The 22582-nt window shown below is 67.2% G+C and carries 22 protein-coding genes; 8 read left to right on the top strand and 14 right to left on the bottom strand.

The window, feature by feature from the left end; translation table 11 throughout:
* The first annotated feature begins 213 nt into the window (after positions 1–213).
* The 5 genes from GGR25_RS04240 to GGR25_RS04220 all read left to right on the top strand — a co-directional run bounded on the left by GGR25_RS04240 (position 214) and on the right by GGR25_RS04220 (position 6352).
* Complete coding sequence (locus GGR25_RS04240; RefSeq protein WP_380147018.1) at positions 214–780, top strand: RNA polymerase sigma factor; 567 nt, start codon at positions 214–216, stop codon at positions 778–780.
* 197 nt (positions 781–977) lie between these two features.
* Positions 978–2774 (top strand): vWA domain-containing protein, encoded by a 1797-nt coding sequence (locus tag GGR25_RS04235; protein ID WP_246409185.1) that lies wholly within the window; start codon positions 978–980, stop codon positions 2772–2774.
* A gap of 245 nt (positions 2775–3019) precedes the next feature.
* Positions 3020–4498: a DUF3300 domain-containing protein gene (locus GGR25_RS04230; RefSeq protein ID WP_246409183.1), complete on the top strand. Its 1479-nt coding sequence runs from the start codon at positions 3020–3022 to the stop codon at positions 4496–4498.
* A gap of 15 nt (positions 4499–4513) precedes the next feature.
* Positions 4514–5419 carry a DUF2950 domain-containing protein gene (locus tag GGR25_RS04225; RefSeq protein ID WP_246409181.1) on the top strand — a complete coding sequence of 302 codons (906 nt, stop codon included), beginning with the start codon at positions 4514–4516 and terminating at the stop codon, positions 5417–5419.
* Between the two features lie 111 nt (positions 5420–5530).
* The gene (locus GGR25_RS04220) at positions 5531–6352 is read left to right on the top strand and encodes an alpha/beta fold hydrolase (protein WP_183397440.1); all 822 of its coding nucleotides are present in this window, start codon (positions 5531–5533) and stop codon (positions 6350–6352) included.
* Here GGR25_RS04220 and GGR25_RS04215 read toward each other — a convergent pair.
* Genes GGR25_RS04215 through GGR25_RS04205 form a run of 3 tightly spaced genes read right to left on the bottom strand, consistent with a single transcriptional unit; the run spans position 6341 to position 9083 of the window.
* Positions 6341–7219: a creatininase family protein gene (locus tag GGR25_RS04215; protein ID WP_183397439.1), complete on the bottom strand. Its 879-nt coding sequence runs from the start codon at positions 7217–7219 to the stop codon at positions 6341–6343. The genes GGR25_RS04220 and GGR25_RS04215 overlap by 12 nt on opposite strands.
* A complete protein-coding gene (locus GGR25_RS04210) occupies positions 7216–8313 on the bottom strand; it encodes a zinc-binding dehydrogenase (RefSeq protein WP_183397438.1) in 1098 nt (365 codons plus the stop codon). Before GGR25_RS04210 ends, GGR25_RS04215 begins: the two co-directional genes overlap by 4 nt.
* Complete coding sequence (locus tag GGR25_RS04205; RefSeq protein ID WP_183397437.1) at positions 8310–9083, bottom strand: phytanoyl-CoA dioxygenase family protein; 774 nt, start codon at positions 9081–9083, stop codon at positions 8310–8312. The genes GGR25_RS04210 and GGR25_RS04205 overlap by 4 nt, the downstream gene beginning before the upstream one ends.
* 141 nt (positions 9084–9224) lie before the next feature.
* On the opposite strand from GGR25_RS04205, the gene GGR25_RS04200 reads away from it, so the two are divergent.
* Positions 9225–10049, top strand: coding sequence for an AraC family transcriptional regulator (locus tag GGR25_RS04200; protein ID WP_183397436.1), 825 nt, complete (start codon positions 9225–9227; stop codon positions 10047–10049).
* Between the two features lie 9 nt (positions 10050–10058).
* Here GGR25_RS04200 and GGR25_RS04195 read toward each other — a convergent pair whose 3' ends face one another.
* The 8 genes from GGR25_RS04195 to deoC all read right to left on the bottom strand — a co-directional run bounded on the left by GGR25_RS04195 (position 10059) and on the right by deoC (position 17599).
* The gene (locus tag GGR25_RS04195; RefSeq protein ID WP_183397435.1) at positions 10059–11033 is read right to left on the bottom strand and encodes an alpha/beta hydrolase; all 975 of its coding nucleotides are present in this window, start codon (positions 11031–11033) and stop codon (positions 10059–10061) included.
* Positions 11034–11063: 30 nt separating this feature from the next.
* Positions 11064–11537 carry a D-ribose pyranase gene (gene rbsD / locus GGR25_RS04190; protein ID WP_183397434.1) on the bottom strand — a complete coding sequence of 158 codons (474 nt, stop codon included), beginning with the start codon at positions 11535–11537 and terminating at the stop codon, positions 11064–11066.
* Between the two features lie 23 nt (positions 11538–11560).
* Positions 11561–13030 carry a sugar ABC transporter ATP-binding protein gene (locus GGR25_RS04185; RefSeq protein ID WP_183397433.1) on the bottom strand — a complete coding sequence of 490 codons (1470 nt, stop codon included), beginning with the start codon at positions 13028–13030 and terminating at the stop codon, positions 11561–11563.
* Between the two features lie 15 nt (positions 13031–13045).
* Positions 13046–14023 carry a sugar ABC transporter substrate-binding protein gene (locus GGR25_RS04180; RefSeq protein ID WP_183397432.1) on the bottom strand — a complete coding sequence of 326 codons (978 nt, stop codon included), beginning with the start codon at positions 14021–14023 and terminating at the stop codon, positions 13046–13048.
* Positions 14024–14149: 126 nt separating this feature from the next.
* Positions 14150–15157, bottom strand: a complete 1008-nt coding sequence (locus GGR25_RS04175; RefSeq protein WP_183397431.1) for an ABC transporter permease — start codon at positions 15155–15157, stop codon at positions 14150–14152.
* The gene (locus GGR25_RS04170) at positions 15154–16071 is read right to left on the bottom strand and encodes a ribokinase (RefSeq protein WP_183397430.1); all 918 of its coding nucleotides are present in this window, start codon (positions 16069–16071) and stop codon (positions 15154–15156) included. Before GGR25_RS04170 ends, GGR25_RS04175 begins: the two co-directional genes overlap by 4 nt.
* A gap of 12 nt (positions 16072–16083) precedes the next feature.
* Positions 16084–16827 (bottom strand): GntR family transcriptional regulator, encoded by a 744-nt coding sequence (locus tag GGR25_RS04165; protein ID WP_183397429.1) that lies wholly within the window; start codon positions 16825–16827, stop codon positions 16084–16086.
* Positions 16828–16927: 100 nt separating this feature from the next.
* Positions 16928–17599: a deoxyribose-phosphate aldolase gene (gene deoC, locus GGR25_RS04160; RefSeq protein WP_183397428.1), complete on the bottom strand. Its 672-nt coding sequence runs from the start codon at positions 17597–17599 to the stop codon at positions 16928–16930.
* 221 nt (positions 17600–17820) lie between these two features.
* On the opposite strand from deoC, the gene GGR25_RS04155 reads away from it, so the two are divergent.
* The gene (locus GGR25_RS04155; RefSeq protein WP_183397427.1) at positions 17821–18321 is read left to right on the top strand and encodes a GNAT family N-acetyltransferase; all 501 of its coding nucleotides are present in this window, start codon (positions 17821–17823) and stop codon (positions 18319–18321) included.
* 7 nt (positions 18322–18328) lie between these two features.
* Here the strand turns inward: GGR25_RS04155 and GGR25_RS04150 are convergent, their stop codons facing one another.
* From GGR25_RS04150 to GGR25_RS04140, 3 genes are all read right to left on the bottom strand, one after another.
* Entirely contained in the window at positions 18329–19780 is a 1452-nt protein-coding gene (locus GGR25_RS04150; RefSeq protein ID WP_183397426.1) for a mannitol dehydrogenase family protein, read from the bottom strand.
* 53 nt (positions 19781–19833) lie between these two features.
* A complete protein-coding gene (locus GGR25_RS04145; RefSeq protein ID WP_183397425.1) occupies positions 19834–20574 on the bottom strand; it encodes an SDR family NAD(P)-dependent oxidoreductase in 741 nt (246 codons plus the stop codon).
* 105 nt (positions 20575–20679) lie between these two features.
* Positions 20680–21420 (bottom strand): GntR family transcriptional regulator, encoded by a 741-nt coding sequence (locus GGR25_RS04140; protein ID WP_183397424.1) that lies wholly within the window; start codon positions 21418–21420, stop codon positions 20680–20682.
* A 177-nt stretch (positions 21421–21597) separates the two neighbouring features.
* Between GGR25_RS04140 and GGR25_RS04135 the strand changes: the two genes are divergently transcribed.
* Entirely contained in the window at positions 21598–22575 is a 978-nt protein-coding gene (locus tag GGR25_RS04135; protein WP_380147070.1) for a sugar ABC transporter substrate-binding protein, read from the top strand.
* Positions 22576–22582 lie beyond the last annotated feature (7 nt).

The following is a 22582-nucleotide window of genomic DNA, read 5'->3' as shown; positions in this document are numbered from 1 at the left end:
GCTTGGGGCGCAATCATCTGGGCCGTCATTGCGTTGATATTGTAGGCGCACCCCTTCAATATTGTTCTGCACAATGGATGCTGCAATGCAGCAAATTCCCGGTGTCCGGATCCCGATTTCGCGGTCCTGACCTCAAAAAACTTCCATCACCGCCCAAGGTTCGGCTCGTTCGCCGCGTCTCATGACTGAGCCGCCTCGGGGGAACCGCCCATCGTGACCATTGCCACCGGATCGACGATTCCGGCCGACCCGCCGAATGCGGCGGGTGCCCGCGCGGCGCTGGCCCTGCGGGCGCGGGCCGGCGACGGGCGCGCCTTCGCGCAACTGGTCGAGGCGGAGTACGGCTTCATCTTCGCGACGGCGTTCAAGTGGTGCGGCAGCCGGGCCGATGCCGAGGACACCGCGCAGGAGGTCTGCCTGAAGCTCGCCGAGGCGATCCGCTCCTTCGACGGGCGGTCGAGCTTCTCCACCTGGCTCTATCGCGTGACGCTTAATGCGGTCCGTGATCAGCAACGCATCCGCGCACGAGCCGTCCGCAATGCCCGTGCTCTGGCCGAGGTCGTGGCCGGCGACGAGCCGGCGGAGCAGGAGGCGGTCGTAGCGCTGGCCGATCTGTGGCGCGCTGTCCGCAGCCTGCCGGAGAAGCAGCGTGATGCCGTGCTGCTGGTCTACGCCGAGGGCCTCAGCCACGCCGACGCGGCCGCCATTCTCGAATGCCGCGAAGTCACCGTTTCCTGGCACGTGCACGAGGCGCGCAAGACATTGAGAGGGCTCCTCTGATGACCGGGCCAGACCAAGACCGCCTGAATACGCTCGCCGGCCTCCGCGCGCCGGATCCCGATCCGGCTGCACGCCGCGCCGCGGTGTCCGCGGCGATGGCCGCCTTCGCCGCCGCGCAGGAAAGTGAGAGCGCCGGCCAAGGATCGTCTTTCGTCGATCGTCTCAGATCCGCACTCCTCGCAACAGGAAACCGGATCATGGAAAAGAGACTACCCCTCGCAGGCACCGCCCTGGCGCTGATCGCCCTGCCGCTCGCCTATCAGCTCCACTCGACGACCGGTGGGGGCCCTCGCGTCGAGATTGCCGCCGATCGGGAAGCGCCGGCTCCGGTGCCGCAGTCGCTCGCACCGCCATCACAGCCCGCCGCAAAGCCGGCTCAGCTCGCGGTGCGGAAGGAGATGGCTGCCCGCGCGGCACCGCCAGCCCCCGCGCCGGCGCCGCCTGTAGCGGCGGTGGCCGCGATGGAGTCGGCGGCCGATCTCTATGCCGCGCAGGAGGCCGCGCCGCCACCTGCGGGCGCCGTCATGGAACGGAACAAGGTCTCGGGCCTCACGTCGGAGCCTTCCGGCGATCGCTTCAAGTCGTTCGACGAGTCGCCGCTCAAATCCGTCGCGAGTGATCCCGTCTCGACCTTCTCGATCGATGTCGACACGGCTTCCTACAGCTATGTGCGCGCCTCGCTCTCCAATGGCATCCTGCCGCCGCCCGATGCCGTGCGCATCGAGGAGATGCTGAACTATTTCCCCTATGACTATCCGGCGCCGACCAAGGCCGACGTGCCGTTCAGCGTCAGCCTCGCGGCCTTTCCCACGCCCTGGAACGCCAGGACGGAGCTCTTGAGGATCGGCATCAAGGGCTACGAGCCGCCGGCAGCCGCGCGGAAGGCGGAGCATCTCGTCTTCCTGATCGACACCTCCGGCTCGATGGACGAACCCGACAAGCTGCCGCTTCTGAAGCGCTCCTTCGCGCTGCTCGCGGAAAAGCTCGGCGCAGAGGATACGGTCGCGATCGTGGCCTATGCCGGCTCGGCCGGCGTGGTGCTCGAGCCGACCAAGGCGAGCGACAAGGCGAAGATCCTTTCAGCGCTCGACAGCCTCGATGCGGGCGGCGCCACGGCCGGCGCCGAGGGCATCGAGCTCGCCTACCGCCTCGCCGAACAGTCGAAGCAGGATGGCGCGGTAAACCGCGTGATCCTCGCGACGGATGGCGATTTCAATGTCGGCATTGCCGATCCGGACGCGCTCAAGGATTTCATCCGGAGGAAGCGCGACGACGGCATCACGCTCTCGGTGCTCGGCTTCGGCCGCGGCAATCTCGACGACGCGCTCATGCAGGCGCTGGCGCAGAACGGCAATGGCAATACGAGCTATATCGACAGCTATGCCGAGGCGCGGAAAGTCCTCGTCGAGGAAGCCGGCGGCACGCTCGACATGATCGCCAAGGATGTGAAGATCCAGCTCGAGTTCAATCCGGCGCTGGTCTCGGAATATCGGCTCATCGGATATGAGACGCGGAGCCTCGCCCGCGAGGACTTCAACAATGACAAGGTCGATGCGGGCGACATCGGCGCCGGCCATACGGTGACGGCCCTCTATGAGATCACGCCGGCCGGCAAGGGCGTGGAGGCGATGGATGCGCTGCGCTATCCGGCCGCCAAGCCCGCGCCGGAAGCGGACGGGGACCGGGCCGGCGAGCTCGGCTTCCTCAAGATCCGTTACAAGCTGCCGGGTTCCGACGCGAGCCAGCTGATCGAGACGCCGATCCTGCAGGCGCTGGTCGTTCCCACGATCGATGCGGCCGATGCGGATGCGCGCTTCGCCGCGGCAGTCGCGGCATTCGGCCAGAAGCTCAAGGGATCGAACTATGCGGGCACGATGAGTTGGGATGCGATCCGCTCGCTGGCGGCCGGTGCGGTCGGCACCGACAAGGGCGGCTATCGCGCCGAGTTCCTGCGCCTGCTGCCGATCGCGGAGCAACTTTCGGACGCCCGCTAGTCACAATCGAGCGACGCGTACCGGGGCCGCTCTTCGTGGGCGGCCCTGTTCGTTGGAAAGATAAAGTAACCATATGAATTCCGGACGGCGCCTGTGCGCCTTCACCTTCTGACAATTGATCGGGGTCAAGCAATCTGGTGACGAAGGTCGATATGTGACTCTGCTGGTGCTGATTCTGCGGTAATATCACCGGCTCATGCTCCGCATTTTGTTTCAGCGCAGCCAATGGCCTGGGGAGGATCCAAATGAGCCGAACGAAGGCCTCAGCACGAGGCTCCCTGATCGACGGGCCGGGCTGGATGGGGATCGCGCTGCTGGCCCTTGCGCTCCTGCTGCTCGCGCTGCCGCAGCATGCGGCGGCACAGGCGGAGCCGAAGCCTGCAGCGGCAGAGGTCGCGGCGCCGGCGGATGCGCTCGAGGCGGCGCCGGCCGACGAAGCCTTCACGAATGAGGAACTGCGCAAGCTGCTGGCGCCGTTCGCGCTCTATCCCGATGCGCTGCTCGCGCAGCTTCTGCCGGCCTGCGCCTATCCGATCGACATCGTCCAGGCCGCCCGCTGGCTCGACAAGAACGAGGCGGCCGTCAAGAAGGACGACTTCTCGGGCGCCGACAAACAGGGCTGGGACCCGACCGTCAAGGCGCTGGTCCGCTTCCCCGATGTAATCCAGAAGCTGAACGAGGATCTGGACGCGACGACGGATCTCGGCGACGCCTTCGTCAATCAGCCGGAAGACGTTGCGAATGTCATCCAGGAACTGAGGGCGGAAGCGGAGAAGGGCGGCTCGCTCAAATCCAGCCCGCAGCAGACCGTCACGGTCCAGCAGCAGGGTAGCAGCAGCTATATCGTCATCGAGCCGACGGACCCCGAAGTCATCTATGTCCCGACCTATGATCCGGCCACCGTCTATTATGACGGCACGCCCGGCTGGGTCAGTGGGGCGATCGGCTTTGGCGTTGGCGTCGCTGTCGGCGTGGCGATCGACAATGCCTGGGATTGGGGCCGTGGCTGGGTCTATCCACCGCGCTGGCCCGGCTATCCCGGATACGGGCCGGGCTATCCGGGCTATCGCCCGCCGGGCAATGTGAATATCGGCAACGACATCACGATCGGCGGCGGTGACCGCGTCAATATCGGCAACGGCAATATCGGCAATGGCAATACGCGCCCCTGGCGTCCGGACAATGACCGCTACCGTCCGGGACAGGGCAGCAAGCCGGGCCTCGCCGACAAGGTCGAGCGCAAGCGCCCCGGTGGGGAGGGCGTGAAACGCCCGGCCGGAGCGCCTGGCAAGGGCCAGAATCTCGGCGGCCAGAACATCGGCCAGAATGCCGGACAGCGGGGTGACCTGAAGGGACCGGCCGGAATCGATCGTGGCAATGCCATCGATCGCGGAGCCGCCGGAGCCAAGCGTCCCGAGGCAGGCAAGCGTCCCGAGGTGGCCAAGCGGCCTGATGCGGGCAAGCGGCCCACCCCGCAGGCGAAGAACCCGGTCGCCAAGAGACCGGCCGAGGCCCGGCCGGCGCCCAAGGTCAAGCAGCCGGCGGCGCGGCCTCAGGTCAAGAAGGCACCCAATCCGACGGCATTCAGTGATGTCCGACGCGGCGGCGGCTCGCCGGCCTATGCCAATCGCGGCGCAGCGAGCCGCCAGAGCGTCAACCGCGCACCACGCGGCGGCGGTGGTGGCGGGATGAACCGTGGTGGCGGCGGCGGTCGCAGGCGCTGAGATCGGGAGGACATGATGTCGGATATTCGGACTTCGATCTTGGCGCTGGCCCTCCTTGCGGGCTCGTTCGGTGGCGCCGCGGCGCAGCAGGTCTTCCCCTCGCCCGAGGCTGCCTCCACCGCGCTGGTGGATGCGGCGCGCCATCCGGGCGAAGGTCGGCTCGACCTGATTTTCGGTGCGGGCGGACGTAGCCTCTTTGCGTCGGGCGATCCCGACGTCGACAAGCAGCGGCTAGAGGATTTCCTGGCCCTGGCGAGCAACGGCAGCGCCGTCGTCAACGGGACGGACGGGCAGAAGCTGCTCACTTTCGGCAAGGGCGGGTGGGAGTTTCCGGTGCCGCTGAAGCAGGGCAAGGATGGCTGGGCCTTCGACGTCGCCGCCGGGCAGCAGGCGGTCATCGATCGCAATGTCGGGCGCAACGAGCTCCTGGCGATCGCGGCCTGCGCCGATTTCGTGGCGGCGCAGCAGGAGTATTTCGGGTCGCTTCACGACGATGAGCCGGTGCAGCAATATGCCAAGCGCTTCCTGTCGACTCCGGGCTCGCATGACGGGCTCTATTGGGAACCGGAGGACCAGACCGACATGAGCCCCCTTGGCGATCGCATCGCCCAGGCGGCAGTCGAGCCGGGCGAGGCCGGTGAGCCGGGCACCTATCACGGCTATCACTATCGCATCCTTACCCGGCAGGGCCCGGACGCGCCGGGCGGCGCCTATGACTATGTGGTCAACGGCCGTCTGCTGGCCGGCTACGCGATGCTGGCCTATCCGGCGGAGTGGGGCGCCTCGGGCATCATGACATTCCTCTGCGACCAGCGCGGCAATGTCTATCAGTCCGATCTGGGGCCACAGACGGCGAACCTCGGCTCGCGCATCCGCAGCTTCAATCCGGGTCCCGGTTGGGAGCTCGTGCCGGAGGAATAGGCCCGACCTCGGTCGGCGGACGGCTCTCGCCGCTTCGGCGCCGATCGCAGACCCCTTGCGCGCAAGAAAGGAGCGATCGATGCTCAGGCCATTGCGGGGGAGGGGCAGGCCGTGGACAGACTGGTGCGCGATGGCGTCGAACTCGCCTATCGATTGAAGCACGGCGGATCGGGACTGCCGGTCATCCTCGTGCATGGCTGGTGCTGCGATCACTCCTATCTCTCGCCCCAGTTCGATTATTTCGCTGCCCGTGGCCACACCGTCCTCGCGCCGGATCTGCGCGGTCATGGCGCGAGCGACAAGCCGGTTCAGGACTATCCGATCTCGGCATTCACCGATGATGTGGCCTGGATGGCGGAGGCGCTCGGGCTCGACCGGTCGATCGTGATCGGTCACAGCATGGGCGGCATCATCGCCTTCGATCTGGCCGTGCGATATCCCGAACGCGTCGCCGGCACGGTGCAGCTCGATTCATCGACCGCCGTGACGGATGCGGCCCGCGCGATCATGACGACCTTCATCGAGACGCTGAAAGGGCCGGGCTATGCGGAGGCGCTGGCGGATTATGCCGCGCGCGTGCTCTTCGTCGACAGCGACGACGCCGCGCGTCGCGCCGACATCCTGCGCCGCATGACGTTGGCGCCGCAGCACATGATGATCTCGGCGTTTACCGGACTGCGCGACTTCGATCCCGGCGAGGCAGGGCGCCGTCAGACGGCACCCAGCCTCTACATCGCGGCCGACGAACCGAGCCCGCGGTCCGACATGACGCGGCTCGGTACGCTCGTGCCGCATCTGCACTATGGCCGCGTCGTCGGGTCGGGACATTTCTGCCAGCTCGAGGTGCCGGACCAGGTCAATGCCATGATCACCCGGTTCCTCGAGGTCGCGGGCCTCGCAGCCCGCAACGCATCTGGTCCGTCAGACCGATAGGGCGCGGAAGCTCTCCACCTTGGCGCGCGCGAGAGTCTCGGCCCGCTCATAATCGCCCTCGACGAGGGCGGCGCAGTGGTCGAGATAATCCGGCGTGGCAATCGGCGGAACCGAGGACTTCGGCAGCCGTCCGCGCAGCGTCTGCGTCAGTTCCAGCGCCTCGACCCCGGCGGCGAGCGCGGCAAGATATGCGTCTCGCTTCGGCGTGCCGATCTCGGCGAGAACGCGCCGCGCCGTCGCGGCAGAGCGCTCGCCGATCGCGGTCGCGAGCTGCTCGCCATAGGCGAGGCTGGCCTTGCCGCGCGGATCCTCGCCGATCACGCCTTCCAGCTTTTCGCTTGCCGCGACCGCATCGAGGCGGACGAGATCGGGCCGTTCGGCCCAGAGCAGCGACGCCTCGCCGATACCGGCATGGTCGCCCGTATAGAGATCCGTCACCGGGTCATATTCGGTCAGCGGCAGGATGGTCGCCTCGCTCCGGCGCATCACCGCCAGCGCGGCGCGCTTCAGCGCGAGCGTCTGCTCGAGGCCGAAATGGCCGGTGAAGCCGACGACGACCTTGAAGCCCATGCCGGCGAACTGGGCATAGACCGTCTCGATCAGCGGCTCGACCAGGCCGATCGGCAGGTTGAGTGTATGTGGGAACGGCACGCCGCCGACCGCCCAATAGGACGTCGGCGCCAGAACGGCATCGGCGCGCTCGGCGATCTCGCGACCGAGCCGCGCGCCGACGATCCCGTCGAGGCCGACCGGCAGATGGTGGCTATGCCACTCGATCGTGCCGAAGGGCAGGACGAGGATCGGGTTCGCGGCGAGGCGGGCCTCGATCTCGCGCGGAAACAGCGTCTCCAGAGCGTAGGCGGTCATGCGAGGCCCTCGAGCGATACCACGGTGCGAATGCCATGCGGGCGATATCCCGGTTCAAACATCGCCGGCAAGTCCTTGAGTTCAATGGTGTCCGTGTGCAGAGCGTCGAGTTCGAGACGACCATCGGCATACCAGTCCGCGAGCAGGGGCAGATCGCGCTCCGGCTGGACGTCGCCATAGATGCAGCCGCAGATCGTCTGCTGCTTGCTCATGAAGCCGCGCGGCTTGAACGTCATCTCGTCCTGGCGTCCCGCCGCGCCGACGAGCGTCAGCCGTCCCCCGCGTGCGAGCAGGCCGAGGCCCTCGACCATGAGATCGGTGCGTCCTACCAGTTCGAACACATGATCCGCGCCGCGGCCGTCCGTCGCCTGCATCACCGCATCGAAAACCGGTTCCTTCGCGCTGTCGACGACATGTGTCGCGCCGAGACGGGCGGCGAGGGCGAGCTTTTCCGGATCGCGGTCGACCGCCACGATCACCCGCGCATTGGCGAGGCGTGCGCCCTGGAGCGTGTTGAGGCCGACGCCGCCGCAGCCGATGATGACGACATCGTCGCCCGCCTGCACCTTGGCGCTGAACATCGCCGCGCCGACGCCGGTCGCCACCGCGCAGCCGAGCAGGGCGGCGACGGCGAAGGGCATGTCCTTGCGGATCGGCACCGCGCCGGACGCCGGCACGACCGCATAGGGGCAGAACGTCCCGGCGTTCAGCATGACTGCGAGCGGCTTGCCGTCCAGATGGACGCGCGGCTCGCTCGTGCCGAGAACGCCTTCGCAGAACTGCCGGCGGCCCGAGACGCAGTTGCGGCAAACGCCGCATTTGGCCTGCCAGTTGATCGCCACATGGTCGCCAATGGCGACATGGCTGACGCCTTCGCCAAGCGCCGCGACGACGCCCGCGCCCTCGTGGCCGAGGACGACGGGCGTCGTGCGGGCATATTGCACATAGCCGATATCGGTGTGGCAGACGCCGCTCGCCATGATCCGCACCAGCACTTCGCCGCGGCCGGGCGGTGAGATGCTCACCCGCTCGATCCGCGGCGTTTCGCCGAGTGCGTGCAGAACGAGGGCCGGCTGGTCCTCGTGCGCGATCATGCCGGGACTTTGGCCTTCGCCGTCAGCAGCGTGCCGGCCGGAACCTGCTTCATGACCTGGAAGTGGCCGTAGTCGCGCACCTTGCGGAAGGGCTCGTTCTCGACGGCGTTATAGGAGGCGATATAGCCCCAGCGCGGCATGTCGGAGGTGTTGGCGTCCGAGCGGTGCAGCAGGTTGCAGTCGAAGATCAGCGCGTCGCCGGGCTCCATCTCGACATAGAGCAGCGGGAAGCGCTGCAGCGCCGCGTTCAGATATTCCTCGTCCACCACGGTCTGGCCGTCGACGCGGATATGGTCCAGGCGGCCGAGCTTGTGCGAGCCGGGGAGGACCTGCAGGCAGCCGTTTTCCTTGACCGACTTGTCAAGCGAGATCCAGATCGACAGCATCTCCGGGGCCAGGCACTTGTTCTGGTACCAGTAGCCGTAATCCTGATGCCATTCCCAGGCGCCACCTTCGCGGGGCTCCTTCATGGTCATCTTGTGGCTGTAGAGATAGGTGTCCTTGCCGATGATCTGGCGGGCGACGTTCACCAGCCGCTCGTCGCGCGCGACATAGCCATAGACGTCGTCGGCCGCTTCGTACCACATCTTCAGCAGCGTCGTGTTGCCGGCCTTGTCGCCCTTGCGCATCGTCTCGCCGGCCTCGGCCTGGCGGCGCAGATCCTCGCGCGCCGTGTCGCGGAAATGCGCGGTCTCTTCGCGATTGAGCAGGCCCGGAATGATCACATAGCCGTCATTCTGATAGCGCTGGTACTGTTCGTGCGTGAGCATCTTGCGTGCGTTCCTCGGTGGGCCGACCGGTGGGGTCGGTCTCTGTTCCCCCAATATGGGCGATCATCGCGCAATCCGTGTCGTTCCGGAATAGACGCGGCGCACGGTTGTTTGTACAAAACAGACATGAATGACGAACCGATGCCCATGCGGTCCCTGAGCCATGCCCCGCGCAGCGGGCATGTGTCGGCGGCCTATTCCGTGCTCAGGGCCGGCCATCTCCAGGCCGCGCCAGGCGCCGCGCTGACGCGCGGCCGCCATGTCGGTCAGGACATCCTCTATTGCCGGTCGGGCTATGGAGAGGTTGAGATTTCCGGCCGTGTTTTCGGCGTCGGGCCCGGTCAGGTCGCCTGGCTCGCTAACGAGATGCCGCATGCCCACCGCGCGGATTCGGCCAAGCCATGGGAAGTGCTGTGGCTACGGCTCGACGGCCCGGGCACGGGCGCAATGCGTTTGGCGATCTTTGGGGAAAACGAACATGTCCGCGATGCCGGAGACACTGTCCGGCTCGAGGCCTGGTTCCAGCGTCTCTTCGCGACGCTCGCCCGCCGCGAGCCGACGCTCGACCTCGAGCTCAATCAGCTCGTGGCGTCGCTCTTCGTGCTCCTTGCCGGGTCGGGCAGGGGGCCGACGGCGGAGATGCCGCGCCTCGTGGCGCGGGTGATGCAGGCGATGCGCGAGGACCTGACGGCGCCCTGGCCGGCCGAGGCGCTGGAAGACATTGCCGGCGTCAGCGCCACGCATCTGCGGCGCCTGTTCGCCCAGCACCTCAACACCTCGCCGCATCGCTGGCTGATGCATGAGCGGCTGCTGAAGGCGCAGAACCTGCTTGCCGACACCGACCTCACCGTCGGCGAAATCGGCGTCGCGTGCGGCTTCTCGGACGTCTTCCACTTCAGCCGCGAGTTCAAGCGCCATCTCGGCGCCAGCCCGGCGAACTGGCGCCGGGCCGAGCGCGCGTTCTGAGCCTCGGCCTCAGGACCGGCCGAGGAAGCGGGCGATGGCGGCATGGGTCGCCGCGACAGATGGATAGTAGCTCGCGAAGTTGATGCAGCCATGCAGCCCTCCCGCGATCAGGTGAAGTTCGTGTGCGACGCCCGCCGCTTCCAGCCGGTCGGCGAGGTTCGTCGTGTCGTCCCGCAGCGGATCGAGTTCGGCCGCGGCCAGGAACAGCGGCGGCAGGCCCGCGAGATCCGCGTGCAGCAGACGCGCCTCGGCGAGCGCGGCTTCCGGCACGCCCTCCGTGTAGTAGCGCCAGAACCAGTCCATATCGGCGGTAGAGAGATAGAAGCGGCCGTCGCCGTAGACCTGATGCGAGCGCGTCGTGTGGTCATCGTCGAAGACGCCATAGAACAGGACGCCGGCATCGGGCGAGGCCGCGTCGCCCTTGAGGCGCAGCAGCGTGCCGAGGGAGAGATTGGCGCCGGCCGAATCGCCGCCGATATAGGTCGCCCCTTCGATGGCGAGGCCAGGCACGCCATGCGCCTTCAGATAGCGAACCGCCTCGACGCAGGCGTCGAGCGGCTTGGGGCAGGGCGCCTGCGGGGCGACCGGATAGTCGAGGCTCACCACCTTGCAGCCCAGCGCGACCGCAATATCCTCGCAGACATGGTCGAAGGCGTCGGGGCGCAGCAGCACCCAGCCGCCGCCATGAACAAAGATGAACAGCGGCTGCGGCGTGCCCGGCGCGGCGTCGATGACGTGAACCGGCATGGCGCCGCCGGCGAGCGGCAGCGTCGTCCGCGTGATCGTGGCGAGGCCCTTCAACGCGCTCTGGCTGTAGGCGGCCGAAAGTGGGTTGGTAAGGCGCTTGGCCTCCTCCGAATCGAGCTCGGAGAGGGGCGGCAGGCCGTCGGCCAGCGTGGCAATGAACGCCATCGCCGCGTTCGCCTCCGGTGAAAGCTCCGCCGGATAGGCCCAGTCAGCCCCTGCCTTGGTCTCGCCCGCCATGTCGTCCCTCTCTTCGTTTTGGGGAGCCGCTCAGCTCCGCTTCATGCGCGCAATGCGCTTCTGATAGTCGGGCGGCGTCACGACCTCGGCACGATCGAACCAGCGCGGCGCATCGACGCCCGAGACGAGCGCGATATTGCCCCACGGATTGAAGTCGCCAGTGCGCACGATCACCTTGGCGCGCCCGCCCATCTCCGACAGCATCTCAGCATGGCTGACGGTGGCAAGGTCATCCGCGCCGAAAATGCGCTCGACCGTGCGCGCGAGCGGGGGATTGTTGGCCTTCATCTCCTCGGCGAAGACGATCTTCTCGGGGATAAACTCGGAGACGACGGCTTCCAGAACCTGCTCGATGGTCGGGATGCCCTGGACGAGGGCGAGATCGACCCGCTTGGCGCTCGCCGGAATCGGGAAGCCGGCGTCGCAGACGATCAGGATGTCGCCATGGCCGAGCGCGGCGATGGCACCGGAGAGTTCGGCGTTGAGGATGCCGTGGCGTTTCATGTCTGTCCTCCCGTGGGGTGTCGTCAGGATGCGATGCGGTGGTCGAGCGTCTCGGCGTCGACCGTGGAGAAGGTCTCGACGATCGAGCCGTCGCGGAACAACAGGATCCGGTCGGCCAGCTCGGTCAGTTCGTGCGTCTCGGACGAGGTGTAGATCACCGTCGTGCCGCCGGCCGCGAGCTTGCGGATCAGGCGATAGATCTCCTGCTTCGCGCCGACATCGACGCCGCGGGTCGGATCGTCGAGCAACAGCAGCTTGGGCTTGGCCGCGATCCAGCGCGCCAGCAGCGCCTTCTGCTGGTTGCCGCCGGACAGCGCCGTGATCGGCAGGTCCGGCGAGCGGGCCTTGACGTTGAGGTCGGCAATGGCCTTCAGCGATTTGGTGCGGAGGCTCTCGCCGCCTTCGCCGAAATGAAGATGGATCACCGAGCCGACATTGGTCAGTACGTCCTGCAGCGGCATGATGCCTTCGCGCAGCCGGTCGGCAGCGATGTAGCCGACGCCCGCTTCGACGGCATCGCGGCTGTTGCGGACGCGATAGGGCGCGCCGGCGAGGCTGATCGTGCCGGCCGATTGCGCGTTCAGCCCGAAGAGCAGGCGCAGCGTCTCCGACGAGCCGGAATCCGGCCGGCCGGCCAGCGCCAGAACCTCGCCCTTGCGCGCCTCGAAGTCGACGCCGGCGACATTGCGCCCGGCAAGGCCTTTGACCGAGAGCGCGAGTTCGCCGTCCGTCGGCGCGCTCGGGCGCTCGGGGAAGATCTCGCCGGCCGGGCGGCCGAGCATCGCCGTGCTGATCTGCGTGTGGTCGATGTCGGTGACCGGCGCGCAGAGCGCGACCGCGCCGTCGCGCAGCACCGTGACCTGATCGGCGATCCGCATGATCTCTGTCATCTTGTGGCTGACATAGACGATGGCGATGCTGCGCGCCTTGATCTGGAGGATCAGCTCCATCAGCTGGTCGGCGTCATGGCCGTTCAGCGAGGAGGTCGGCTCGTCGAACACGATCAGCTTCGCGTCACGGCCGAGCGCCTTGGCGATCGCCACCTTCTGCTTGTCGGATGTGGTGAGCTGGCCGAGCGGCGTGTCCGGCGTCAGGCTGGTCTCGCCGAGCAGGGCGAGCACGCGCGTCGCCTCGGCGACCATCTGCGCGCGCGCCGGCTTGAAGAAGCCCTTGCGATGGCTGTCGAGCGCGATGTTCTCGGCGACGGTCAGATTGTCGAAAAGATCGAGCTCCTGATGCACCACGGCGATGCCGCGGGCCATCGCGTCGCCCGCATCGGCGAGGGAGACATTGTCTGCCTCGCCGATCTGGATCGTCCCCTCGGAAGGGGCGTGGACGCCCGCGATGATCTTGATCAGCGTCGACTTGCCGGCGCCGTTCTCGCCCAGGAGCGCATGGGCGGTTCCCGGGTCGACGCGGAAGTCGGCATGGCGCAGCACCCAGAGGTTGCCGTAGCGCTTGCCGATGTTCTTCAGATGGATCGCAGGCGTCATGGGACCAGTCCCGCCTTACTTGCCGATGTACTGGTCGACGTTGGTCTTGTCGACGATCTCAGCGCCGGTGTCGATCATCTTCGGCGGCATCTTGCCGTTCTTGACGATGTCGGTCAGCACTTCGACGGACTTGTAGCCCTGGGCATAGGGGTTCTGGCTGATCGTCGAGTCGAGATGGCCTTCCTTGATCAGCTGCAACGTCTGCGGCAGCAGGTCGAAGCCGACGGCCGCGAACTCACCCGAACGCGGGTTGCGCTTCAGGTAGAGGCCGATCTGCGGGAAGGAGCAGCACTCCAGCGAGATCATGCCGGTCAGGTCGGGATTGGCGGCGAAGGTGTTCTCGATCGCGCCATAGATCTGCTGCGACTCGGTGCCCGTGTTGACCACGTTCACGATCTCGATGCCGGGATACTTGGCGAGCGTCTCGCGGGCGCCCTTCTCGCGGTCGAGGCTCCACTGGGCGGCGGTGTCGAGCGAGGTGATGACGATCTTGCCCTTCTCGCCCATGTACTTGACGAGCTGCTCGCCGACCGTCTTGCCCGAAAGGACGAGGTCCTGGCCGATGAAGGTCAGGCGGTCCGACTTCGGATTGTCGGTGTTGAAGGCGATGACCGGGATGCCCTTGGCCAGCGTCTTGTTGATCAGCGGGGCGAGCGCGTCGGTCGAGGCCGACGAGATGGCGAGGCCGTCCACGCCCTTCTCGATGATCGTCTCGAGCTCGGCGATCTGCTTCTCGGCGCCGCCGCCGACGGGACCGACGAAGCTCGCCTCGACGCCGAGATCGGCAGCCGCCTTGGCAACGCCATCGCGGATCGGGCCGGCAAAGGCCACCGACGGGTCATGGTAGGAGATGGCGAAGACCAGCTTCTTGCCATCCTTCGCGTGCTGCGCGATCTCGGGCGAGAGCTTGAACTCCTCGGCCGAGGCGGCGCCAGCGAGCGCGATCATCGAAAGTCCGGCCGCCAGCGCGGCCATGTGTTTCAGAAACGTCATTGCTTCCTCCCTCAGCGGTCAGGCCGCTACCAAAGCCGCCCGCAGACCACCCCCGGGCGACAATCCTTCCCGGTGCAGCGGGGCATATCCCCGGCCGCACCGTCATGCGAGATTGCGCGGGGCGCGTCAGGCGCGCTTGCGATTGAGTGTGGCGCTTGCGAGCGCAGCCAGGATCACCACGGCGCCGATCGTTGCCGTCTGCCAGAAGGCCGAGACGCCGAGCAGGACGAGGCCGTTGCGCAGCACGCCGATCAGCAGCACGCCGAGCAGCGTGCCGAGGATCGAGCCCTGGCCGCCGCCGAGGCGCGTGCCGCCGATGATGACGGCCGCGATGACGTCGAGCTCCAGGCCCTGGCCATTGGTCGGCTGGACACTTTCGATGAAGCCGAAATTGACGGCGCCGCAGAGTGCGCCGGTCAGGCTCGCGATGCCGAAGGCGAGGATCTTCACCTTGCCCGTCCGGATACCGATGACCTGCGCAGCCTTCTCATTGCCGCCGACCGCGAAGATCTCGAAGCCGAAGCGCGAGCGGTGCAGCAGCACATAGCCGATGATCGCCGCGACCGCGAGGATCACCACCTGCATCGACACCTTCCCGAAGACGATCCCCTGGGCGATGTAGCGCAGGAAATCGGCATTGGCGTCGAATTCGAGCGTCACCGGCTGGCCGCCCGTGATCACGAGCGTCAGGCCGCGGATCAGATAGAGCGAGCCGAGCGTCGCGATGAAGGACGGGATACGTCCATAGACCGTGACGAGGCCGTTGGCCGTGCCGATCAGGAAGCCGAGCACCAGGATCGCGCCGAGCGCTGCATAGTCGGAAACGCCGCTGGTGATCAGCAGGCCGGTCACGATGCCGGAGAGGCCGTAGACGGAGCCGACCGACAGGTCGACCTCCGAGGCGATCAGCACGAAGGTGGCGCCGATGGCCATCACGCCGAGCAGCGAGATCTGCCGGAGCAGGTTGAGCAGGTTCTGCTCGGTCAGGAAGACCGGCGACTGATAGGCGAAGAAGATCGAGATCAGCAGCAGCGGCACGAACACACCGAGCTCGCGCGAACGCAGCAGGCGCGCAAAGCCCTTGCGCAGGGCCGACGGGGATTGCGGGCGGCTCGCTCCGGAAACGGCGCTCATCGGGCGGCCTCCATCAGATCGGCGTGATAGGGAAGGCTCGGAATCACCTCGCGCTTGGTGCACGCGAGGCTGGCGCCCTGGCTGGCGAGGCGGATCGCCTCGTCGAGCGGCAGCCCGCGCACCAGACCCGCGGCGAGAATGCCGTTGAACGCATCGCCCGCGCCGGTCGTGTCGACGACATCGACGCGCCGCGCCGGGGCGTGACCGCTCGTGCCGTCGGGCAGGAACCAGTAGGCGCCGTCCGAGCCGGCCGTGATCACGGCCGCCTTGCGAACCCGGGCAGCCAGCGCGCGGCCATTGGCTTCGACGGAGCCGCCATGCACCAGCGCCTCGGCCTCGCCCTCGTTCGGCGTGATCAGATCGACATTGGAGAGGTCGGCCTCGCAGAGGAACGCGTCCATCGGCGCCGGATTGAGGATCGTGAGCGCGCCGATCTCGCGCCCGACGGCCATCGCCTCGAGCGCGCCGGCTGCAGGGAACTCGCTCTGCGCCATGACAATCTTGGCGCCCTTGGCGGCCGCGGCATTGGCGCGGATGAAAGAAGGCGTCATCAGCCCGGTCGCGCCGAGGTCGATGACGATGGTGTTCTCGCCCTCGGCATTGATCTGGATGAAGCCGACGCCGGTCGGCACGTCGGCGCTGCGCACGACGTCGGCCGTGCGGACGCCTTCGCCCTCCCAGAGCGCCATCGCCTCGTCGCCGTCGGAGTCGCGGCCGATCGAGGCGATGATCGAGACCGACGCGCCCATGCGCGCGGCCTGGATCGCCTGGTTGGAGCCTTTGCCGCCGGGACCCTTGGCATAGTCCCGTCCGGTGAGTGTCTGTCCGCCGTCGGGAAAGCGATCGACGACCACGGAGTGGCCGACCAGATAGCTTGCGAAGACGACGATATCGGCGTGGGGAACCGTGATCATCGGTCGTGGGGCCTATTCGTTCTTGGGACGGGAAAGATTGGCAATGAGTTTGAAGTGGCGGCCGGAGAACCAGATGTTGGAAATCTCGACCGGGCGCTCGTCGGAGCGGCGCGCCGTCTGTTCGGCGTAGAGCAGGGGGTCGCTCACGCTGACGCCCAGAAAGCGCGCGATCTCCGCTGTCGCGGCGATGGCGGAAAAGGTGCGCGTGCCGTGCGAGACCTCGACGCCATAGTCCTTGGCGAAGACCGCGAACAGCCGGCAGTGGCTGAAGTCATGATCGAGCAGGTTGGGAAATTCCCGCACCGGCACATAGGTGTCGACCAGCATGACCGGCCGCTCGTCGACGCTGCGCAGGCGACGCAGGAAGTGAACCGGGCCATCCTGCTCCAGCCGCGTGCGGACGGTCTCGCTCGGGCGGTTGATGCGGCGCGCCTCGATGACGCTGGTCTCGAAATTGAGGTTGAGGTCGTCGAGCGCCTCGGAGAACGAGATGAACGAGCTGGCCAGCGGCTGCTCGATCACCGAGGTGCCGCGGAAGAAGGTGCCGCCGCCATGGACCTTGGTGAGCAGGCCCTTCTGCACGAGATCGCCGATGGAGCGGCGCACGGTGGTGCGCGTCACGCCGAAGAGTTCCGACAGCGCGTCTTCGGAGGGCAGGCGCGCGCCGGCCTTCGCCTCATGCGCCGAAATCTCCGAAATGATGTGCATCGCGACCTGCTTGTAGATCGGCGTACCGGTCTGGTGCGCCGCGTTCATAGGTCGGATTTCGATTGTCTCGACGCTGCGCATGGCTCCCCCCTCAACGCACTCTCCTTCCGTCTGTCCGAGCCTCTCCTCAGGAGACCCGGGCGGCCTATCAATAGGCCCTGTTGCCGGCTCCTCCGCGCATGATGGCCGGGCCGGCGCTCGTGCCGAGCAGCACCGCGCCCGCCGCCAGGATGTCCTCGGCATCCTGCTTCGAGCGAATGCCGCCGGAGGCCTTGACCTTGGCGGATGTGGCGGTCGCCGACATGAAGCGGATCAGCTCGGCCGTCGCCTTGCCGCCGATGCCCCAGCCGGACGAATTCTTGACATAGGTGCAGCCGGCAGCCTCGGCGGCGAGCACCGCGGCGCGCCGCTCATCCGGCGACAAGGTCTCAAGCTCCAGCATCGCCTTGACAGGCCGTCCCGCGGCTGCCGCGACGATCTGCTGGATCTCGTCGATGAAGCCAGCTTCCTCGCCGGAGAGCAGCAGCCCGAGATTGGGCATGAAATCGACCTCGTCGACGCCTTCCTCGACGAGATGGCGCATCTCGGCCACCTTGCTGCGCGTCAGCGAGCCGCCCATCGGATAGGCCATCGCCGAGCAGACCTTGATCGACGTGCCTTGCAGCAGGCTGCGGCAGAGACCGATCCAGCAGGGCTGCACCATCACGCCGTTGAAGGCGAACTCGCGCGCATCCTCGCACAGGCGGCGAATGTCGCCGTCCGTCGCGGTCGGCGAGACGTTGGTGTGCTGAATGACGGCCGCAATCGCCGAGAGCTCCATGCCCGTTCCTGTCGTTTCCTGGCTTATCTTAGTTTCGTTCCAGACTAAGGAGGGGTGGTCCGGACGCAACGCCTTTTCGGTTCCAATTGGTATACGACTGCGTATGTCTAGTCGTGGGAAAGGTCCCGTGACGGCGCTGAGAGCGCCTTCGCTGGACAAGGGGCAGCCCGGGTGAGACGAGGCTTTTTCCGAAGACGCACGCCCGGGAGAGGAACGCCGCCATGCTCACGATACGCCCCGAAACGCCGCAGGACGCCGCTGTGATCCGGGCGTTGACCAACACGGCCTTCGCCAGCGCGCCGGTCAGCGCCGGCACGGAGGCCGCGATCATCGATGCGCTGCGGGACGCGGGCGCGCTCGCCCTGTCGCTCGTCGCAACAGAGAAGGGAGAGATCGTCGGCCATGTCGCGTTCTCTCCTGTGCATATCGACGCGGCCGTGGGCGACTGGTTCGGAATCGGCCCGATCTCGGTGCGGCCTGACCGGCAGCGCGCGGGAATCGGCAGCGCGCTGATGCGCGAGGGCCTGCGGCAGATCCACGAGCGCGGCGCTGCCGGCTGCGTGCTGGTCGGCGATCCCGCCTATTACGGCCGGTTCGGCTTCGTGCATGATCCGGAGCTGCGCCTCGGCGACGTGCCGCCGCCCTATCTGCAGCGGCTCGCCTTCCATGACGGCGAGCCCAAGGGCGAGGTTCACTTCCACGAGGCCTTCGCCGTCCACTGAACGGCGATCAGCCTCCGCGGACCAGCCGCCTCATGACCTCGCGGACACCATCGCTGCGGATGTCCCGGAGTGTCGGGGCGACGAGGGCGCGCGCGGCTTCGAGCTGAGTGCCGAGTCCGAGCAGAGCAAGGATATCTCCGGCCGCGGCCTCCGCGTCCGGATTGACGGCAAGGGCCGTCAGGCGGTCGAGCCTCGGATCGGTGAAGGCGAAGGCGCCCGCGCCGCGCCGCTCCAGCGCCGCGATCCAGAAGGCGATCGCGGCCGCCTCGGCGCGCGCCGGGCGGCCGGCGGCGAGGTTCTCGGCGAGGGGCATCGCGATGCGCTGCGGCAGCTTCTCCGATCCGTCCGTCCCGATCTGGTCGAGCTTGTGCCGCAGCGCCCGATTGCCGAAGCGGATCGCGAGACGGCGGCAATACTCGTCGCTGTCGAGACCGGCATCCGGCAGCGTCGCCGCGCTCTCGGACCACAGCACATCGACATAGGCGCGCGCGTCGGGATCGTGGAACGCGGCGGCGACATTGTCGTGGCCGAGCAGCAGCCCCGAATAGGCGAGGGCGGAATGGGCGCCGTTGAGGAGGCGCAGCTTCATCAGCTCAAAAGGAGCGACGTCCTCGACGAACACGACGCCGGGGGTGCGAATGTCCGGCCGGCCGAGCGGGAAATCGTCCTCGATCACCCAGGAGAAATAGGGCTCCGTCACGATCGGCCAGGCGTCGCGCACGCCGAGCGCCGCGGCGACGAGATCGCGATCGCCATCGGTCGTCGCCGGCACGATGCGGTCGACCATGGTGGACGGGCAGGCGACGTGATCGCGGACATAGGCGCCGAACGCGTCGGAGCGCAGCGCGGCGAAACGGGTGAGCAGGCCCTTCAGCGTCGCGCCATTCGCCGGGAGGTTGTCGCAGGACAGGAGCGTGAACGGCGCGATGCCGGCAGCCCGGCGGGCTTCCAGCGCCGCAGCGAGAAAGCCGAGCGTCGAGCGCGGCGCCGAGAGGTTGGCGAGATCGTGCCGGATGTCGGGATGATCCTCGTCCAGCGTCCCGTCCGAGCGGCGCGTATAGCCCTTCTCGGTGACGGTGAGCGAGACGATCCGCGTCGCAGGATCGGCCATGCGCCGCACCAGCGCGGCCGGATCCTCGGGGGCGACGAGCACATCGAGGATGGCGCCGATCACGCGGAACCGGTCGCCGTCCGAATCGCGATCGACGACCGTGTAGAGCCCGTCCTGGGGCTTCAGCGCGTCGCGCGTGTCGGGGCTGCGCAGCGATGCTGCCACGATGCCCCAGTCGGTCGCGCCGGCGGCGAGGCAATCGTCGACCGCCACGGCCTGATGCCCGCGATGGAACGCGCCGAGACCGAGATGAACGATGCCCGGCGTGATCGCCGCCCGGTCATAGAGCGGACGGTCGATGGAGGCGGGGAGGGCGGCGAGGTGAGCGTTGTCGAGATGGTCGGTCATGGGCTCGGCTGCGATGGGGCGTCAGGGCGTCATGCGGGCGGGCCGCGGCGGCTTCAGTCGAAGTGCAGGCCACCATTCATATCGATGACCTCGCCGGTGATGAAGCCGGCCAGCGGCGAGACGAGAAAGCCGACCGCATGGGCGACCTCTTCCGGCTCGCAGAAGCGGCCGACCGGGATCTGGGCGAGCTGGCGCTGGCGCTGTTCCTCGGTCAGCTGCTCCGAGATCATGCGCGACATCACATAGGCCGGCGCGATTGCATTGGCGGTGATGCCCTCGGCCGCCGTCTCGCGGGCGATCGAGAAGGTGAGCCCGATCATGGAGGCCTTGGACACGGAATAGGCCGTGCCCGCGGTCAGGCCGCCGGACTTCGCCGCGTAGGACGAGATATTCACGATCCGGCCCCAGCGCTTCGCGCGCATGCCGGGCAGCACGCCGCGCGACAGCACGAAGGCAGCGTCGACATTGATCGCGGTCACGCGATGCCACTCATCCATCGAGGTCGTGGCGATCTTGTTGTTGGAGAGGATGCCGGCATTGTTGACCAGCACGTCGATCCCGCCGAAGCGGGTCGTGAGCTGTTCGATGGCGGCCTCGACGGCGGCGGTGTCGGAGAGATCGAGCACGACCGCTTCCGCGCCGCCCGGCAGTTCCGCCGCGAGCTTTTCGAGCGGCTCGGGCGCGATGTCGACGAGGAGGACGCGGCAGCCGAGGTCGGCCAGCTTGCGGGCGATCGACGCACCGATGCCGCCCGCCGCCCCCGTAACCAGGGCGATCGTCTGATGGGCGCTCATGATGTCCTCCTTTGGGCTGGATCCCACTGCGCGGCGCGCGCATGGCCCGTCGGGCGAGGGATCGTCTCGGAACGAGGGGGCATGGCCGGCCCTCGCATGTGGGGTTCAGTCCGTGAGATAGGGCCGATACGGGTCGGGCACCTGGTCGAAGAGCTTGAAGATCTTGTCGAGGTGATAGTCGAGCCGCGCCCTCGCTTCTTCGGCGTCGCCGCGGTCGAGCGCATCGAGCACGGCCAGATGCTCGTCGATGACGACCGGCAGGCGTTCGGCATTGCTGATGATGTGGCTGATCAGGCGGATGAAGCGGGAGAGGCGGGTCTTGGCCTGCAGAATGGCGGGCCACACGCCGGGTCGATCCGCAAAGCCCGTGAAGGCGTGATGAAAATCTTCGTCTGCGACGTGGAACGCCTCGACGTCGCCGGCCTGAATTGCCGCCTCGCCGCGTGCAACGATGTCGCGGGCCTGCCGGCTCATCTCCGGAGTCCAGCGCGCGGCGGCTTCGGTCAGAATCGAGAGTTCCAGCGACTTGCGGATGAAGTGGCCGTCATGGATATCCGCGAGGCGGATCGGCGCGACATAGCTGCCCTGTTGTGGATAGACGTCTATCAGACCTTCTTCCGAAAGGCGCAGGATTGCGGCCCGGACCGGGGTGCGCGATACGCCGAAGTGCCGGCACATCCGGCTCTCGCTGATCGACGTGCGCGGCAGCAGTTTCACCTGGACGATCGCCGCCTTCAGGGAATCATAGATCTGGTCGGCCACGGGGTGCCGCCGATCGAGCACGAAATCGAAGCCGAGCGGGTCGGTTTCGGCTTTCGCGGTGGGGGTGGCGGTCGCAGCAGTCATGTCGGTCGGCAGGACGCTCGCGGTTGGGAAGCCTGTTGCGTTACATATTCTTGTATACTAGGGTCCTTGTCGGTTACGCAAGCCGGGAGCTGGAACGCTCGCGTGACAATCACTCGCTCGGGAGGAATGCCTCAGATGTCGATTTCCAAGAAAATTGCCCTTGCCGCGGCGGCCACGATGCTGCTGGCGGGCTCCGCCTTCGCCTCGGACACGCAGGTCGCCCTGGTTCCGGGCGGACCGCACCCCTATTTCACCGCCTGGGAGCAGGCCGGCAAGGACGCCGCGAAGGACTTCGGTCTCGCCGCCGCCGACTACAAGGTCCCGCCGAAGTGGGAGCTCAGCGCGCAGAACGAGCTGCTCGAGAGCCTGCTGACGCAGGGCTACAACGCGTTCCTGATCTTCCCGGGCGATCCGGTCGGTTCGGTCTCGACGGCCAACGAGCTCACCTCGGCCGGCGCGCCGGTGATCGCGCTCGCGGGCTGCCTCAAGGATCCGTCACCGGCAGCCTTCTGCCTCGGCACCGACACGGGCCACTCGGCCTATCTCGGCACCAAGGAACTCTTGAAGGCGATGGGCGGCAAGAAGCGCATTGCGCACTTCACCGGCTTCCTCGTCGACCCGAACACGCAGCTCCGTATCGACGCCGTCGAGAAGGCCGCGAAGGAAGAGGGCGCCGAGGTCGTGCAGGTCATCGCCGACATCGATGCTCCGGAGCCGGCGGAAGAGAAGATCAACGCCTATCTCGCGGCCCATGCCGGCGAAGTCGACGGCATCATCACGACGGCCTGGGTGCCGGCCGTGGTCGCCTCGAACGCGCTGCGCAAGATCGGCGACAAGCGTATCAAGATGGTCGGCATCGACCATGACGAGGTCGTGCTGAAGGCCATCAAGGACGGCTATGTCGACGGCACCATGCTCCAGAACCCCTATGGCCAGGGCTATATCGGTTCGTTCGCGGCCGACAAGCTGCGCACCGGCTGCAAGGTGAAGGCGGATGCGCCGTTCAAGAGCAACGCGCTGACGACGAAGTTCATCGATTCGGGCACCGTCTTCGTCGATGCCGCGCAGGTCGACACCTATGTGACGGCCATGCAGGGCATCACCAAGGACCTCTTCGCCAACTTCGAGAAGACCTATCTCGACTGCGCGCAGTAAGTCGCAA

The organism is Kaistia hirudinis (genome assembly GCF_014196455.1).
GTDB classification, from domain to species: domain Bacteria; phylum Pseudomonadota; class Alphaproteobacteria; order Rhizobiales; family Kaistiaceae; genus Kaistia; species Kaistia hirudinis.
Note: the sequence above shows the minus strand (reverse complement) of the source record. Positions and strands in the feature narration are given on the sequence as shown.